17 protein-coding genes are annotated in these 14,983 nt (G+C 54.1%); 1 reads left to right on the top strand and 16 read right to left on the bottom strand.

What is annotated here, in order from left to right; translation table 11 throughout:
• Positions 1-2: 2 nt before the first annotated feature.
• The 10 genes from ugpE to livK form a co-directional block, all read right to left on the bottom strand.
• Positions 3-848: a sn-glycerol-3-phosphate ABC transporter permease UgpE gene (ugpE, locus tag ACLJRU_RS06965; protein WP_023235349.1), complete on the bottom strand. Its 846-nt coding sequence runs from the start codon at positions 846-848 to the stop codon at positions 3-5.
• Positions 845-1,732, bottom strand: coding sequence for a sn-glycerol-3-phosphate ABC transporter permease UgpA (gene ugpA, locus ACLJRU_RS06960; RefSeq protein WP_038394052.1), 888 nt, complete (start codon positions 1,730-1,732; stop codon positions 845-847). The genes ugpE and ugpA overlap by 4 nt, the downstream gene beginning before the upstream one ends.
• A gap of 104 nt (positions 1,733-1,836) precedes the next feature.
• Complete coding sequence (gene ugpB, locus ACLJRU_RS06955) at positions 1,837-3,153, bottom strand: sn-glycerol-3-phosphate ABC transporter substrate-binding protein UgpB (protein ID WP_000624747.1); 1,317 nt, start codon at positions 3,151-3,153, stop codon at positions 1,837-1,839.
• A 258-nt stretch (positions 3,154-3,411) separates the two neighbouring features.
• Complete coding sequence (locus ACLJRU_RS06950) at positions 3,412-3,780, bottom strand: type II toxin-antitoxin system death-on-curing family toxin (RefSeq protein ID WP_000174963.1); 369 nt, start codon at positions 3,778-3,780, stop codon at positions 3,412-3,414.
• Positions 3,777-3,998 carry a type II toxin-antitoxin system Phd/YefM family antitoxin gene (locus ACLJRU_RS06945; RefSeq protein WP_001520924.1) on the bottom strand — a complete coding sequence of 74 codons (222 nt, stop codon included), beginning with the start codon at positions 3,996-3,998 and terminating at the stop codon, positions 3,777-3,779. The genes ACLJRU_RS06950 and ACLJRU_RS06945 overlap by 4 nt, the downstream gene beginning before the upstream one ends.
• Before the next feature lie 130 nt (positions 3,999-4,128).
• Complete coding sequence (gene livF / locus ACLJRU_RS06940) at positions 4,129-4,842, bottom strand: high-affinity branched-chain amino acid ABC transporter ATP-binding protein LivF (protein ID WP_000416114.1); 714 nt, start codon at positions 4,840-4,842, stop codon at positions 4,129-4,131.
• A gap of 1 nt (position 4,843) precedes the next feature.
• Positions 4,844-5,611, bottom strand: a complete 768-nt coding sequence (gene livG / locus ACLJRU_RS06935; protein ID WP_000082080.1) for a high-affinity branched-chain amino acid ABC transporter ATP-binding protein LivG — start codon at positions 5,609-5,611, stop codon at positions 4,844-4,846.
• Positions 5,608-6,885, bottom strand: coding sequence for a branched chain amino acid ABC transporter permease LivM (livM, locus tag ACLJRU_RS06930; RefSeq protein WP_001541045.1), 1,278 nt, complete (start codon positions 6,883-6,885; stop codon positions 5,608-5,610). Before livM ends, livG begins: the two co-directional genes overlap by 4 nt.
• Positions 6,882-7,808, bottom strand: a complete 927-nt coding sequence (gene livH, locus ACLJRU_RS06925; RefSeq protein WP_000003005.1) for a high-affinity branched-chain amino acid ABC transporter permease LivH — start codon at positions 7,806-7,808, stop codon at positions 6,882-6,884. Before livH ends, livM begins: the two co-directional genes overlap by 4 nt.
• Before the next feature lie 59 nt (positions 7,809-7,867).
• Positions 7,868-8,971, bottom strand: a complete 1,104-nt coding sequence (livK, locus tag ACLJRU_RS06920) for a high-affinity branched-chain amino acid ABC transporter substrate-binding protein LivK (RefSeq protein WP_023235350.1) — start codon at positions 8,969-8,971, stop codon at positions 7,868-7,870.
• A gap of 421 nt (positions 8,972-9,392) precedes the next feature.
• On the opposite strand from livK, the gene panM reads away from it, so the two are divergent.
• A complete protein-coding gene (panM, locus tag ACLJRU_RS06915) occupies positions 9,393-9,776 on the top strand; it encodes an aspartate 1-decarboxylase autocleavage activator PanM (RefSeq protein WP_000778873.1) in 384 nt (127 codons plus the stop codon).
• Here the strand turns inward: panM and ACLJRU_RS06910 are convergent.
• The 6 genes from ACLJRU_RS06910 to ftsE all read right to left on the bottom strand — a co-directional run bounded on the left by ACLJRU_RS06910 (position 9,773) and on the right by ftsE (position 14,983).
• Complete coding sequence (locus tag ACLJRU_RS06910) at positions 9,773-10,291, bottom strand: GNAT family N-acetyltransferase (protein ID WP_000369560.1); 519 nt, start codon at positions 10,289-10,291, stop codon at positions 9,773-9,775. The genes panM and ACLJRU_RS06910 overlap by 4 nt on opposite strands.
• A gap of 3 nt (positions 10,292-10,294) precedes the next feature.
• Complete coding sequence (locus ACLJRU_RS06905) at positions 10,295-10,564, bottom strand: DUF1778 domain-containing protein (RefSeq protein WP_001275017.1); 270 nt, start codon at positions 10,562-10,564, stop codon at positions 10,295-10,297.
• A 177-nt stretch (positions 10,565-10,741) separates the two neighbouring features.
• On the bottom strand, positions 10,742-11,845 hold the full coding sequence (livJ, locus tag ACLJRU_RS06900) for a branched chain amino acid ABC transporter substrate-binding protein LivJ (RefSeq protein ID WP_001535347.1): 1,104 nt from the start codon (positions 11,843-11,845) through the stop codon (positions 10,742-10,744).
• Positions 11,846-12,166: 321 nt separating this feature from the next.
• Positions 12,167-13,021, bottom strand: a complete 855-nt coding sequence (rpoH, locus tag ACLJRU_RS06895) for an RNA polymerase sigma factor RpoH (RefSeq protein WP_000159621.1) — start codon at positions 13,019-13,021, stop codon at positions 12,167-12,169.
• 245 nt (positions 13,022-13,266) lie between these two features.
• Positions 13,267-14,322 carry a permease-like cell division protein FtsX gene (ftsX, locus tag ACLJRU_RS06890; RefSeq protein ID WP_001079363.1) on the bottom strand — a complete coding sequence of 352 codons (1,056 nt, stop codon included), beginning with the start codon at positions 14,320-14,322 and terminating at the stop codon, positions 13,267-13,269.
• On the bottom strand, positions 14,315-14,983 hold the full coding sequence (gene ftsE, locus ACLJRU_RS06885) for a cell division ATP-binding protein FtsE (RefSeq protein ID WP_000617729.1): 669 nt from the start codon (positions 14,981-14,983) through the stop codon (positions 14,315-14,317). Before ftsE ends, ftsX begins: the two co-directional genes overlap by 8 nt.

The following is a 14,983-nucleotide window of genomic DNA, read 5'->3' as shown; positions in this document are numbered from 1 at the left end:
TTTTATTTCTCACTGTCCACTAAACCACGCACAAACGCCCGTTGCATGGCTAACACAATTACGACCGGGGGAATCAGAGTCAGCAGCATCGCGGCCATCACCTGGTTCCATTGCGTGGTACCTTCGCCAGTGGCGATCATCCCTTTGATACCCGCTACGGCAGTGCCAAGATTCACGTCGGTGATAATCAACAGCGGCCACAGATACTGGTTCCAGCCATAGATAAAGGTGATAACGAACAGCGCCGCCAAGTTGGTTTTTGACAGCGGCAACACGATGTCGCGGAAAAAGCGCATCGGCGACGCGCCGTCAATACGGGCCGCCTCCACCAGTTCATCCGGAAGCGTCATGAAGAACTGACGAAACAGGAAAGTGGCGGTAGCGGACGCCATCAGCGGTAGCGTCAGACCAGCATAGCTGTCGAGCATTTTCAGGTTGGCGATCACTTCCACCGTCGGGAAGATACGCACTTCAACCGGCAGCATCAGGGTGATAAAAATCATCCAGAAGAACAGGTTACGCAGGGGAAAACGAAACCAGACGATGGCGAATGCGGAAAGCATAGATACCGTGATTTTGCCTACCGTAATGCTGAACGCCATAATGAAACTGTTAAGCATCATCAGCCAGAATGGCGCGCTATTAACACCGACGCCGTTGACCCAAATAGTTTTGATATTCTCCAGTAACTGCGTGCCGGGAAGCAGAGTCATCGGCGTCTCAAACACCGCGCGGTCGTCCAGCGTCGCCGCGACAAACGCGACATACAGCGGAAACAAAATGACCGCGATCCCCAGAACCAGCATGGTATGGCTGAATATTGTCAGCCCGCGACGATTCTCTATCATTGGTAACGCACCTTACTTTCCACATAGCGGAACTGCACCACCGTCAGAATGATGACGAGGAACATCAACACCACCGACTGCGCGGCGGACGCCGAGAGATCCAGGCCGGTAAACCCTTCGCGATAAATCTTATAAATCAGCGTCGTGGTGGCTTGTACCGGCCCGCCGGCGGTCGCGGCGTCAATCACCGGGAAGGTGTCGAAAAAGGCGTACACCAGGTTGACCACCAGCAGGAAGAAACTGACCGGCGCAATAAGCGGCAAAGAAAGCCGGAAGAAACGACGAATCGGCCCGGCGCCGTCAATGGCCGCCGCTTCCACCAGCGAGCGGGGAATGGATTGCAGCGCGGCAAAGAAGAATAAAAAGTTGTAACTAATCTGCTTCCAGACTGACGCAAATACCACCAGGAACATCGCCTGACCGCTGTTTTGCGCGTGGTTCCAGTCATAGCCGAATTCGCCGAGGAAATGGGTGATTAATCCCCGCCCCGGGTTACACAGGAAAATCCACAATACGGCGGCGACGGCGGGCGCGACGGCATAAGGCAGCAGCATCAGCGTCTGATAAAAACGGCTGCCGCGCACCACGTAATCCACCAGGGCGGCGAAAAACAGCGAGACCAGCAGGCCGCTAAACGTGACCAGCGCGCTGAATTTAATCGTCGTCCAGAAGGCGTCGAGATAATAACTGTCGTGAAAAAGCGCGACGAAATTCTCCAGCCCGACAAATTGGCTGGAAAAACCAAACGGATCGACGCTTTGCAGCGAATACCACAGCGCTTCGCCCGCAGGCCAGATAAAGAAAATAACGGTGATAACCAACTGCGGGGCAACCAGTAAATACGGCAGCCAGCGCGAGCGGAACACCGGACGGAATGATGACATGAAGGTTCTTTTCCTGGAAGGTGCCGGATGGCGGTGCAAGCACCTTATCCGGCCTACAAACGCTGTAGGCCTGATAAGCGCAGCGCCACCAGGCACTTATACACTTAAGATTTGCTCGCTTTCTCAAAACGACGCAGCAACTGATTCCCGCGATCCACTGCGGTATCCAACGCCTGTTGTGGGGTTTTCTTCCCGGTCCAGACGCTTTCCAGCTCTTCGTCCACGATGGTACGAATCTGCGGCATATTGCCCAGACGCAAGCCTTTGGTGAAGGGTAACGGCGGCTTATTCAACATCTGGCGAGTGGCGATATCCGCACCGGGGTTTTTATCGTAATAACCCTGCTCGCGGGTCAGCTCGTAGGCGGCGGTGGTAATCGGCAGGTAGCCGGTTTTTTGATGCCATTCAGCAGCGTTTTCCGGTTTTGCCAGGAAGTCGAGGAATTTGGCGACGCCGGTATAGGTTTCTTTATCTTTACCCTGCATGACCCATAGGCTGGCTCCGCCGATAATGGCGTTTTGCGGCGCGCCCTTGATATCAGCGTCGTACGGCATCATACCCACGCCATAGTTAAATTTGGCATACTGGCGGATATTGGCGAGCGAGCCGGAGGACGCGGTTGTCATCGCGCAGTCACCGTTATAAAACTTCTCGGTAGACTCGTCCTTACGCCCAACATAGCTAAAATCGCCTTTTTTATTCATCTCTTCCAGCAGCGCGATATGTTTCACCTGCTCTGGCTTATTAAACTCCAGCACCGCGTCTGTACCGTCAAAGCCATTGTTTTTACTGGCAAAGGGGAGACCGTTCCAGGCGCTGAAGTTTTCCAGTTGGATCCAGCCTTGCCAGCCGCTGGCGTAACCGCATTTCATGCCTGCCGCTCTCAGTTTCGCGGTATAGTCAGCCAGCTCCTGCCAGGTTTTCGGCGGCTGTTCCGGATCTAAACCGGCTTTCTTAAAGGCGTCTTTGTTGTAGTACAGTACCGGCGTGGAGCTGTTAAAGGGCTGGGAGAGCAGATGCCCGCTTTTAGCATCGGTGTAGTAGCCTGCAACGGTCGGTACAAACTGGGACTCGTCAAAGTTAATACCGGCGTCTTTAAACACTTCATAAACCGGCTTAATGGCTTTCGAGGCCATCATGGTCGCTGTCCCAACCTCATAAACCTGCAATATTGCCGGCGCGTTGCCGGTACGGAATGCCGCGATCCCGGCGCTCAGGTTCTGTTCATAGTTCCCCTTATAGACCGGAACGATTTTGTAATCCGGATTGGCCTGGTTGAAACGTTGCGCCAGTGAATCAACTTCTTTGCCTAACTCCCCTTCCATTGAATGCCAGAATGGAATAGTGGTGACGGCCAACGCCTGACCCGTAAATGCCAGACTCAGCGCCAGTCCTAAAGCTGTATGTCGTAACGATATCATCGGTTATCTCTCTTTTTGTGCCGGGATGCGCGATATCACGCGTTTTATGTTCGCGGGGGTAACATGACATGCTCGAATGACAGAAAAATAACTTTTTTATTACAAAAAAAAGATAGTAAGGCGACAGAGAGATGGCAAGGCAGTGAAAGCGCCGGAAAAGAAAAGTGGGAGCTACGGCACGGATAGGTACGACATTATTCTCGGGGGCGGCGCACATGCCGTAACCCAACCAGGCGGAGCGTCACCGGGATTAACGTCTCAGGCACGTAAGCGAACGGCAATTTGCTCCAGCGTAAGCCGCCCTGCCGCCGCATCGACTGTCATATCGACAAAATCCGGATTCGCAGCGAGTGAGATCCCGTTACGCTTTAAAAACAGCAGCGTAATAAATAAGGCGGTGCGTTTGTTACCATCATTGAAGATATGCCCACGGGATATAGCGAGCAAATGCATTGCCGCCAGCAGCCACACGTCGGTCACCCCTTCATATTCGATTTGATTGAGTACCCGGTACATTAGCGCTTCCGCGCGGCCAGGATCAGGCATACCTGTTACACCAGGCGTAACGCGGAGAAGCCTGTCGTGAAACTGAATTATCTCTTCCGCTGAGATAAGTTGTAGGGTCATTTATCCGCCAGCTCCCTGAGCTCATTGCCATGAACCGCCATAATGGCAGCAAACTCATCATCCATTCGCGCCGTCTGATAACGCTCAAACTCCTCGGCGCTGATGATCACTGCGGACTTATGCCCACGACGCGTGATGGTGACAGGGCCCCCCGTCACCGCACTTTCCAGGACTTCGGCCAGATTTTGCCGCGCTTCGCTATAGTTAACCGTACGCATAAACACCTCCCCAGTTGTACATGTTTATTGTACAACAAACACGTACAAAAAAAGAGCCATCAGGCTCTTTTGAAAAATTTTACCGCTTGCCGTTACCGGGGGCGGCGCACGCGCTTCCCCCTGGCACAGTCTAACCGCCCAGATAGGCGCTGCGCACCGCTTCGTTCGCCAGCAGTGCATCACCGGTATCGGATAGCACCACGTGGCCGTTTTCCAGCACATAACCGCGGTCGGCGAGCTTCAGCGCCTGGTTAGCGTTTTGCTCGACAAGGAAGATGGTCATACCCTGCTCGCGCAACTGCTCAATGGTGTCGAAGATCTGCTGGATGATGATCGGCGCCAGCCCCAGCGACGGTTCATCCAGCAGCAATAGCCTCGGCTGGCTCATCAGCGCGCGGCCAATCGCCAGCATCTGCTGTTCGCCGCCGGACATGGTGCCCGCTCGCTGGATACGGCGCTCATGCAGGCGCGGAAACAGCTCGTACACCCACTTGATACGCTCCTGAAACCGATCGCGCTCGGCAAAAAAACCGCCCATCGCCAGGTTCTCTTCCACCGTCATCCGCGAGAAGACGCGCCGCCCTTCCGGCACTATCGCCACCGCTTCACGCATGATTTTCGCCGTCTGCCAGTCGGTTATGTCTTTACCGTCAAACACCACCCGTCCGCTGGAGGCGCGCGGATCGCCGCACAAGGTGCCAAGCAGCGTCGTTTTCCCCGCGCCGTTAGCGCCAATCAGGGTAACGATTTCCCCCTGGTTGATGTGCAGACTGACGTCGTGCAGCGCCTGAATCTTGCCGTAGTGGGCGCTGACTTTTTCAAACGTTAACATCGTTTTTTCCATCTTATGCCTCACCCAGATAAGCGCGGATGACGTCCGGGTTGTTGCGGATCTCTTCCGGCGTGCCGTTCGCCAGCGGCGTGCCCTGGTTCACCACGTAAATGCGATCGGAAATGCCCATCACCAGCTTCATATCGTGTTCAATCAGTAATATGGTGGTGTTGTGATGGTTACGTAGTTCGGCAATCAGCTCATCCAGCTCTTTGGTCTCTTTCGGGTTAAGGCCAGCCGCCGGTTCGTCGAGCATCAGAATTTCTGGCTGCGTCACCATGCAGCGGGCAATCTCCAGCCGGCGCTGGTCGCCGTAAGCCAGATTACTGGCCTGGCGGTTGGCATGTTCCAGCAGGCCAATACGCTCAAGCCAGGTCGCCGCGCGGTCCAGCGCTTCGCTTTGCGCGCGGCGGAAAGCGGGCGTTTTCAACAGGCCGGAAAAGAGGCCCGTTTTCAGTTGCTGGTGCTGCGCCACCAGCAGGTTTTCAATCACCGTCATTTCGCGAAACAGGCGCACATGCTGGAAAGTACGTACCACGCCCATGCGGGCGATCTGCTGGCCCGGCAATCCTTCCAGATGCCGCTCGCGCAACATGATCGTACCGCCTGTCGGCTTATAAAAACCGGTCAGGCAGTTAAACACCGTCGTTTTACCCGCGCCGTTAGGGCCAATCAGCGACACAATTTCCCGCTCACGCAATTCCAGCGATACATTGTTGACCGCCAGCAAACCGCCAAAGCGCATCATCAGGCCGTTAACCGCTAATAATGGCTGACTCATGCCTGCTCTCCTTTCGCCTGACCACTTTTCAGCTTCAACTGCGGACGCGTCATCGGCAGCAATCCCTGCGGGCGCCAGATCATCATCAACACCATCAAACCGCCGAGCATCAACATGCTGTATTCGTTGAAGTCGCGCATCAATTCGCGCGACACCACCAGCAGAACCGCCGCCAGGATCACCGCAAACTGCGAGCCCATTCCGCCCAGCACCACAATCGCCAGCACGAAGGCGGATTCGGCGAAGGTGAAGGATTCCGGGCTGACAAAGCCCTGGCGGGCGGCAAACAACGTCCCGGCGAAACCGGCAAACGCGGCGCTGATAGTAAAAGCGGTCAGCTTGATGCGCGTCGGGCTTAAACCTAATGAGCGACAGGCGATCTCATCTTCACGCAACGCTTCCCACGCCCGGCCCAACGGCATACGCAGCAGGCGGTTAATGACAAACAGCGACAGGACCACCAGCAACAGGGCCACCAGATAGAGGAAAATGACCCGGTCGGATGGGTCGTACTTCACGCCAAAGAAATTGCTGAAGGTATCCCAGCCGCCTTCTCGGGTGTTGCGGCTAAACTCCAGACCAAACAGCGTCGGTTTGGGGCTCTGGCTGATGCCGTTCGGGCCGCCGGTAATTTCAGTGTTGTTGAGCAACAGGATACGGACGATTTCGCCGAAGCCGAGCGTCACAATCGCCAGATAGTCGCCGCGCAGACGCAGTACCGGGAAGCCGAGCAGGAAACCAGCGGCGGCGGAGACCAGTCCCGCCAGCGGCAGGCAGGTCCAGAAACCCAAACCATAATAGTGGTTGAGCAGCGCAAAGGTATAAGCGCCGATGGCGTAAAAGCCGCCGTAGCCCAATACCAACAGACCGGACAGCCCCACCACCACGTTCAGCCCCAGACCGAGGATGATATAAATCATGGTCATGGTGGCGATATCGACGCTGCCGCGCGACACCATAAACGGCCATGCCACGGCGATAACCAACAGCGCCATCAGAAACAGCTTTTGCTTAACGGTAGAACCATCGATCGCCGGCAGAATAAACTTCGGTCCGGAGACGTGCTTCACCGCTTTCTGGAACATCGGACGCAGCAACTGAAAGAAAAAAACCACTGCCGTACCGATAAAGATCCACTGCCAGCGGATGTCGGCGGCGGTATCCACCACCAGTTTGGTGCCGTCCAGCTCCAGTTGTACGCCCATGAAGACGCCAGCCAAAACGAAGAACATCGCCGCAGAGAACAGAGCCATCGCAATATGCATCGGTTTCATACTTTCTCTACCTCCGGACGCCCCAGGATACCGGTCGGCATCACCAGCAGTACCAGAATCAGCAGTGCGAACGACACGACATCTTTATATTCGGTACTTAAATATGCAGACGAGAGCGCTTCGGCGACGCCCAAAATCAGACCGCCGATCATCGCGCCCGGAATGCTGCCTATACCGCCCAGTACCGCTGCGGTGAACGCTTTCATCCCGGCCATAAAACCGATGTAGGGGTTAATTACGCCATAGAACTGACCGAGCAGTACGCCCGCCACTGCCGCCATTGCCGCGCCGATAACAAACGTTAGCGCAATGACGCGGTCGGTATTAATGCCGAGCAGGCTGGCCATTTTCAGATCCTCCGCGCAGGCGCGGCAGGCGCGGCCCATCCGGGAGTAGCGAATGAAAATGGTGAGCGCCAGCATAGCCAGAAAGGTGACTATCCAGATAACCGCCTGCATGGTGGTGATGGACGCGGCAAAGTTTTCGCTGCTGCCCACAATCCACTGGCCGTTAAACAGGCTGGGTAACGCCACGTCGCGCGAACCTTCCGTCAGGCTGACGTAGTTTTGCAGAAAGATGGACATCCCGATGGCGGAAATCAGGGCGATCAGGCGCTTGGAGTTGCGCACAGGCCGGTAAGCGACTCGCTCGATACTCCAGCCGTAGGCGCTGGCAATAATAATCGCGCCGATAAATCCGGCGGCCACCAGGAGCCAACTGGTGTCTATTCCCATCATCATTAGCGCGGCGATGATCATAAAAGAGACGTAGCTGCCGATCATATACACCTCGCCATGAGCGAAGTTGATCATGCCGATAATGCCGTACACCATCGTATAACCGATAGCAATCAGCGCGTAGGTGCTCCCCAGCGTGACGCCGTTAAACATCTGCTGCAAGAAATAGAGAAACTGCTCGGACATAAGGTAACCTTTTTAAACCCGCCCGGCGTGCGGGCGGTGGGATAACTTATCTTCTGGCATTACTTCGCGACGGTTGACGAGCCGTCGGCGTGCCACTGGAAGACGCCAAATTCAAATCCCTTAAGATCGCCTTTTTCATCCCATTTCAGCGGCCCAATAACGGTATCAGCCCCGTTCGCTTTAAGATCTTTCACCAGATCCAGCGGAGCATGGCTGGCGCTACGCGTCATTGCGGTCGCCAGCGACTGGACGGCGGCGTAGGTGATCCAGACATACGGACCGCTGGGATCTTTCTTGTCGGCTTTCAGCGCCTCGACAATCGCTTTATTCGCCGGGTCCTGGTCATAACGTTTTGGCATCGTCACCAACATGCCTTCCGCCGCACCACCCGCAATATTGGACAGCGACGCGTTACCCACGCCTTCCGGCCCCATAAATTGCGTTTTCAGGCCATTAGCCCGTGCCTGGCGCAGCATCTGCCCCATTTCCGGGTAGTAGCCGCCGTAATACACAAAGTCGATATTCTCTTTTTGCAAGCGAGCAATCAGGGCGGAGAAATCTTTTTCGCCGGCGGTAATACCATCAAAAAAGACAATATTGGCATTGCCCTGCTTCAGACCATCCTGCACAGAGCGCGCCAGTCCTTCGCCGTATTGCTGTTTATCGTGAATGATAGCGATGCGCTGTGGTTTCACCGTTTCCAGGATGTATTTCGCGGCCGTTGGCCCCTGGGAGGAGTCCAGGCCGGCGGTACGCATAATGTACTGATAGCCGCGCTGGGTCAGCTCCGGGTTAGTCGCCCCCGGGGAGATCATCAGAATACCTTCATCTTCATAGATATCGGATGCTGGCTGAGTAGAAGAAGAACACAAGTGACCAATAACGTACTGAATACCGTCGTTAACGATTTTGTTGGCCACCGCCTGTTTTGGATCGCAGGCATCATCGTACTCTACGCCGACCAGCTTATCGCCTTTAATCCCGCCTTTCGCGTTGATGTCTTTAATGGCCTGGCGCGCGCCGTTAAATTCCATATCGCCCCATTGCGCTACCGGGCCGGACATCGCCCCGACTATGGCGACTTTAATATCATCTGCCATTGCCCCCTGCGAGACTGCTAATGCAACAATCCCTGCGATTATTGTTTTCGCTTTCCGTTTCATGTGCCTGTATCCCCATTCGTGATGTTATATGTTTTGTTTTTTGCTGGTTAAAAAGCAGACTGTACTTTTTATAAATGGTGCGCTTTTTACTGACTCATTAATGAGTTAGCGCAGCATTTAAAGCATAATAAGATTAAAATCTCTATTTTTCAGTCTATTAAGAAAAGATAATATTCTGCTTTTCGCTATAGATAAACAAAAAAAAGCATGCTTGTCAGCATAAAATAACGGCATATTAAACGGAATAATTCACTAGCATTCAGGGAATTATGCTGCCTGTTTTCCATTCTCTAATGCTTCAAACTGTAATTATCGTTGTTAAAAAATTAATAACCTGGTAAATGACACAAAAAAGAGAAAGCATCTGGCCTGCCTGTTTCGGTACACTGATCGCATCTTTTGAAATCGGGACAAGCCGTCGATGAAGCTGACCATTCTTCGTTTAGAACACTTTAGCGCTCAGGATCAGATCGATCTGGGCAAAATCTGGCCGGAATATTCCGCCTCCTCATTAAGCGTAGATGAAACGCACCGGATTTATGCCGCGCGGTTTAATGAGCGTTTGTTGGGCGCCGTAAGAGTGACGCTGAGCGGAACGCAGGGCGCGCTGGATTCCTTACGCGTGCGTGAAATCACCCGTCGCCGCGGCGTCGGGCAATACCTGGTAGAAGAAGTCATCCGCGATAATCCCAACGTCTCGTCGTGGTGGATGGCGGATGTCGGTGTTGAAGACCGCAGCGTGATGGCCGCGTTTATGCAGGCGTTAGGTTTTACCGCCCAGCATGACGGCTGGGAGAAGCGCTAGCCAAAAAGTTGCTCAATCGATTTTGTCGGGTAAAACAGCGCGTGCTCGTTTTCTCCGGATAAAGAAATAAAGCCCAGCCTCTGATAAAAGGCCTGGGCTTTTTCGTTTAACGCTTCCACAAAGATGCCATGAATCCCAACGGCCAGTGATGCCGACCACACCACTTTCATCGCATGCGTGACCAATATGGCTCCCCACCCTTTTCCCTGTAATGAGAGATCGACCGCTAAACGGCCCAGCGTAACGCTGGGGATATTCTGGTAAGGGATGCGCTTTTGCTGGGTTCTGGAAGGCAACGACGCGCGTTCAAAGCAGCTTCCTGACAGGGTGTAATACCCCAACACTCGCCGTTCTGGCGTAGTGGTTCTGAGTACATAACCGCGCAAGATTTTGTTGTTATGCTGGCGCTGAAGATGCTGCGTTAAAAAAAGGTTTAATGATGCCTCACCGCAGTCGAACTGCCGCCAGTTGTATTCTGCGTTATCAGCCAGAATCTCTATTGTCAGGTTGTCCACGGTTCACTCCATGTCTTGTAGACGTTGCGCCGCGCGTTTTAATTTCTCATTGGGGGTGGGAGGATGACTAAGCGCATCCATGACTCGCGCCCAGGATGCTTCATTAAGAATAACCCGACGGTGCTGTTCAAGCACTTCTGCGGCTCGCTCCGCTGCGCTATTCAACATAAATTGCGTGATTGATTGATTAGTAATGGCGGCCGCTTCTTCAATCATGCTTTTATCGCCGTCTGTGAGCCGCAGATCGATACGCTGTTTTTTTAGGGCTGACATGAAAGAGACTCCTGGATAATGTACGGTAATACACCGTACATACAGTGTATTTCGTCGTGATATTTTTTTCAACATCGGGCGGATTACAGGCGCAAAAAAGCCGGATGGCGCTTTGCTTATCCGGCCTACGAAGTGCTCGTTGTAGGCCCGGTAAGCAAAGCGCCACCGGGCTGTTACTCACTTAGCGTCTGTCGCCGTACCATTCGCATGCCAGTCAAACACGCCGAACTCAAATCCTTTCAGATCGCCTTTCTCATCCCACGACAGCGGTCCCATTACGGTGTCGACCGTGGCGCCTTTCAGGTATTTGGCAATTTCCGCCGGATCGTCAGACTGGTTCAGACCCGCCTGCAACGATTGCAGCGCGGCGTAGGTGGTCCACACGAATGCGCCGCTAGGATCTTGTTTCTTGGCTTTGATAGCATCCACAATCGGTTTGTTCGCCGGGACCTGGTCGTAGTTCTTCGGTTTGGTGACCAGTAAGCCTTCCGCTGACTCTCCGGCGATATTAGACAGCGACACGTTCGCCACCCCTTCCGGCCCCATAAACTGGGTTTTCAGCCCTGCGGCGCGGGACTGGCGCAGGATCTGCCCCATTTCCGGGTGATAACCGCCGTAGTAGACAAAGTCGATATTCTCTTTTTTCAGACGCGCTACCAGAGTGGAGAAATCTTTTTCGCCGGCGGTGATGCCGTCAAAGAATACGACGTTAACGCCGCCTTTCTTCAGACCGTCCTGCACCGCGCGCGCCAGCCCTTCGCCGTACTGCTGCTTATCGTGGATAATCGCGATGCGCTGCGGTTTTACCTTCTCCAGAATATACTTTGCCGCCGTTGGCCCCTGGTCAGAGTCCAGACCGGTGGTGCGCAAAACCAGCTTATAGCCGCGCGCGGTCAGCTCCGGCGCGGTCGCCGCCGGGGTTATCATCAGGATACCTTCGTCTTCGTAGATATCAGAGGCTGGCTGTGTGGAAGAGGAGCATAAGTGTCCGATAACATACTTGATGCCGTCGTTCACCACTTTGTTAGCGACAGCTACCGCCTGTTTCGGGTCGCAGGCGTCGTCATATTTCACCGCGACGAGCTTATCGCCTTTAATACCGCCTTTCGCATTGATATCGGCAATTGCCTGCTCCGCACCGGTAAATTCCTGGTCGCCATACTGCGCCACCGGACCGGACATCGCGCCGACAACCGCGACTTTAATGTCCTCTGCGAATGCCATATGGCTTAATGACAGGGCGATACATCCTGCCAATAACGTTTTACCCTTCATATTCATCCTGATAATCCCCATTATTCTGGTTGTTACGTGTGTTGTGGTGTTATTGTTCAGTATTTTATTTCGATTATTGGCTAGCTACCCGTGCTTTAGCAGCATACTCTGCTAAAACATACCCGATTTTTATTATTTTGGAATAGCTAAATTTACATCCAGATAACAGATTTGTGTCGGTGGGGGAGAGGAAGGGCCCGTAGGCCCGATAAGCGAAGCGCCATCGGGCAAACGTGTTGCCGGATGGCAGGGTAAACGCCTTATCCGGCCTACAAAAAACAAAACCCCCGAATTCACATTCGAGGGTTCATTGGCAATTCGCGAAGATTACGCTTCGATCGCAGCGCGAAGCTTTTTCATGGCGTTCTTTTCAAGCTGGCGCACACGCTCAGCGGAGACGCCGTAACGATCGGCCAGCTCCTGCAACGTAGACTTATTGTCTTCGTCCAGCCAGCGAGCGCGGATAATATCCTGGCTACGCTCGTCGAGCCCCTGCATCGCGTCGGTCAGTCGGTTGGCGGCCTGCTCTTCCCAGTTATCGTCTTCAATGCCGTCGGCAAAGTTAGACGATTTATCCTGCAGATACAGCACCGGCGCCATTGGCTGGCTGTCGGACTCATCGTCCGAAGACATGTCAAACGTCATGTCCTGCGCCGCCATACGCGACTCCATCTCACGCACGTCTTTACTGGAAACACCCAGTTCGCGCGCCACCATTTCAACCTCATCCTGATTAAACCAGCCCAGACGCTGCTTGGTTTTACGCAGATTAAAGAACAGCTTACGCTGCGCTTTCGTGGTTGCGACTTTAACGATACGCCAGTTGCGCAGCACGTATTCGTGAATTTCTGCTTTAATCCAGTGTACGGCGAAGGAAACCAGGCGCACGCCTACTTCCGGGTTAAAACGACGTACGGCTTTCATCAGGCCGATGTTGCCTTCCTGGATCAAATCCGCCTGCGGCAGACCATAGCCCGCATAGTTACGAGCAATATGAACAACAAAGCGCAGGTGAGACAGGATCAGCGTTTTAGCTGCTTCCAGATCGCCCTGGTAATGCAGCCTTTCAGCCAATGCCCGCTCCTCGTCAGCCGATAACATCGGCCACGCGTTCGCCGCCCGGATATAAGATTCCAGGTTGCCAACAGGGGCTAAAGCTAAATTTTGCATTTCTTTGGTCATTCAAATCCTCTCAATCAGTATTGCTTGGCACCGTCAGCGAGCAACAACCGTGCCAAAGCCGATGAGCAACGAGAATATCACCCACTCTTTTATCAGACAGTGATTTTATCCACAAGTTCAATGTAACACTGTGCATAATTTGCACAAATCTTGTGACATAAAGATGACGCGCGGGGAAGAGACAACAGGGACTCTTTCCCTGCGAACGGAAGCCCATTGCAGGGAAAGATTATACCACGATTTTATCAATCGGGAGTAAAGTGACGTAAATGTTGCACCGTGGCCAGCCAGGCGGCGATCCAGCCAATCATGGAACAGACCAGCAGCAGCAACAGGCACTCATCGAACGATAAGCCATTGAGATCAAACTTCGTGCCGAAGACCTGCGCCACTTCAGTCACCGCCGATGATAAACGCATCACCAAAATTTCAGACAATATCAGTGAAAGAAACGCGCCGGAAAAACCGAGCAACGCGCCGCCGTAGAGGAACGGACGCAGGATAAAGCCATCGGTCGCGCCAATCAGCTTTTGCACGTTAATGGTATCGCGACGGGCAAAAATGCTCAGGCGCACGCTGTTGCCGATAACGAGGAAGACCGCCGCGACCATCAGCACGCCGATCATCGCCGACACGCGGCCCACCAGCCCGGTGAGCGCCGCCAGGCGTGCAAACCAGCTATCATCCATGCGGACTTCGTCAATGCCGTTAATCTGCGAGATACGGTCGCGCAGCGTATTAAGCGAGGCGGTACTCTGGAAGTCCAGCTTGGGGATCACCACCGCCACTGCCGGCAGCGGGTTCTCTTCCAGCATGTCCAGCGCGCCGCCAAAACCCGACCAGTTGCGGAATTCTCCCAGCGCGTCCTCACGGGACAGGTAGTTGACCTTTTCAACGCCCTGCTCGGCCTGAAGCTGCCCAACAACCCGCGCCGCCGCATCATCATCCAGCGTTTTTTGCAGATAAACGGTGATCTGCGGCGACGGATAATACTGAGTCGCCGCCTGGTTGACGTTCTTATAGACCATGTAACAGACGCTGGGCAGCGTCAGGGAGATGGCGATCACCATCACCGTTAGAAACGTCGCCAGCGGTTTGCTTTTCAGATCTTGCAGCGCGCCGTGCCAGGCATAGCGCACCTGTTCATTAAAGACATTCGTTTTACGTGAGTTCGGTTTCGGCGTCGGCTTCTGGCGTCCTGGCGCGTTGCGCCCGCCGCCTGTTCCGCCGCGAGACTTACGCAGTCGATCCAGCCGTCCGCCGAACTGCCTGATTTGGTTAATCGCGTCGTGCCTATTCATTGGCCAGGCCTCCATGCAGATGTCCATCGCTCAGGACGAGCTGCCTATAGGAACGACGGGAGATAAGTCCAATATCGTGCGTCGCCATCAGTACCGTCACCCCTACGCGGTTAAACTCTTCAAACAGACGTAAAATCCCTTCCGACAACGCGTCGTCCAGGTTCCCGGTCGGTTCATCCGCCAGCAATACCGCTGGCTTATTGACCACCGCGCGGGCGATGCCCACGCGCTGTTGTTCGCCTCCGGAGAGTTGAATCGGGAAGTTTCTCGCTTTGTCCAGTAGTCCAACCTTATCCAGCGCCGCCGACACACGACGACGGATATCATCGCCGCTGGCACCGGCAATGATTAACGGTATCGCCACATTGTCATAGACCGTGCGATCCATCAGCAGATGGTGATCCTGGAAAATCATCCCAATCTGGCGGCGCAAAAACGGCACTTCGCGGTTTTTCAGACGCGTAATATCATGCCCGCTGAAGAAGATTTTGCCGGCGCTGGGCCGCTCAATCCCACAGATTAGCTTCAGCAGGGTACTTTTCCCCGCGCCGGAGTGGCCGGTCAGAAACGCCATCTCGCCTGGCCGCATATGGAATGTCACTCCCTGCAGCGCTTGTCTCCCGCCGAGATAGGCCTTGCTGACATGTTCAAAGCGAATCAT

The organism is Salmonella sp. SAL00653 (assembly GCF_046552515.1).
GTDB lineage: Bacteria > Pseudomonadota > Gammaproteobacteria > Enterobacterales > Enterobacteriaceae > Salmonella > Salmonella enterica.
The sequence above is the reverse complement of the archived record's forward strand: the minus strand, read 5'-3'. Positions and strand labels throughout refer to the sequence as shown.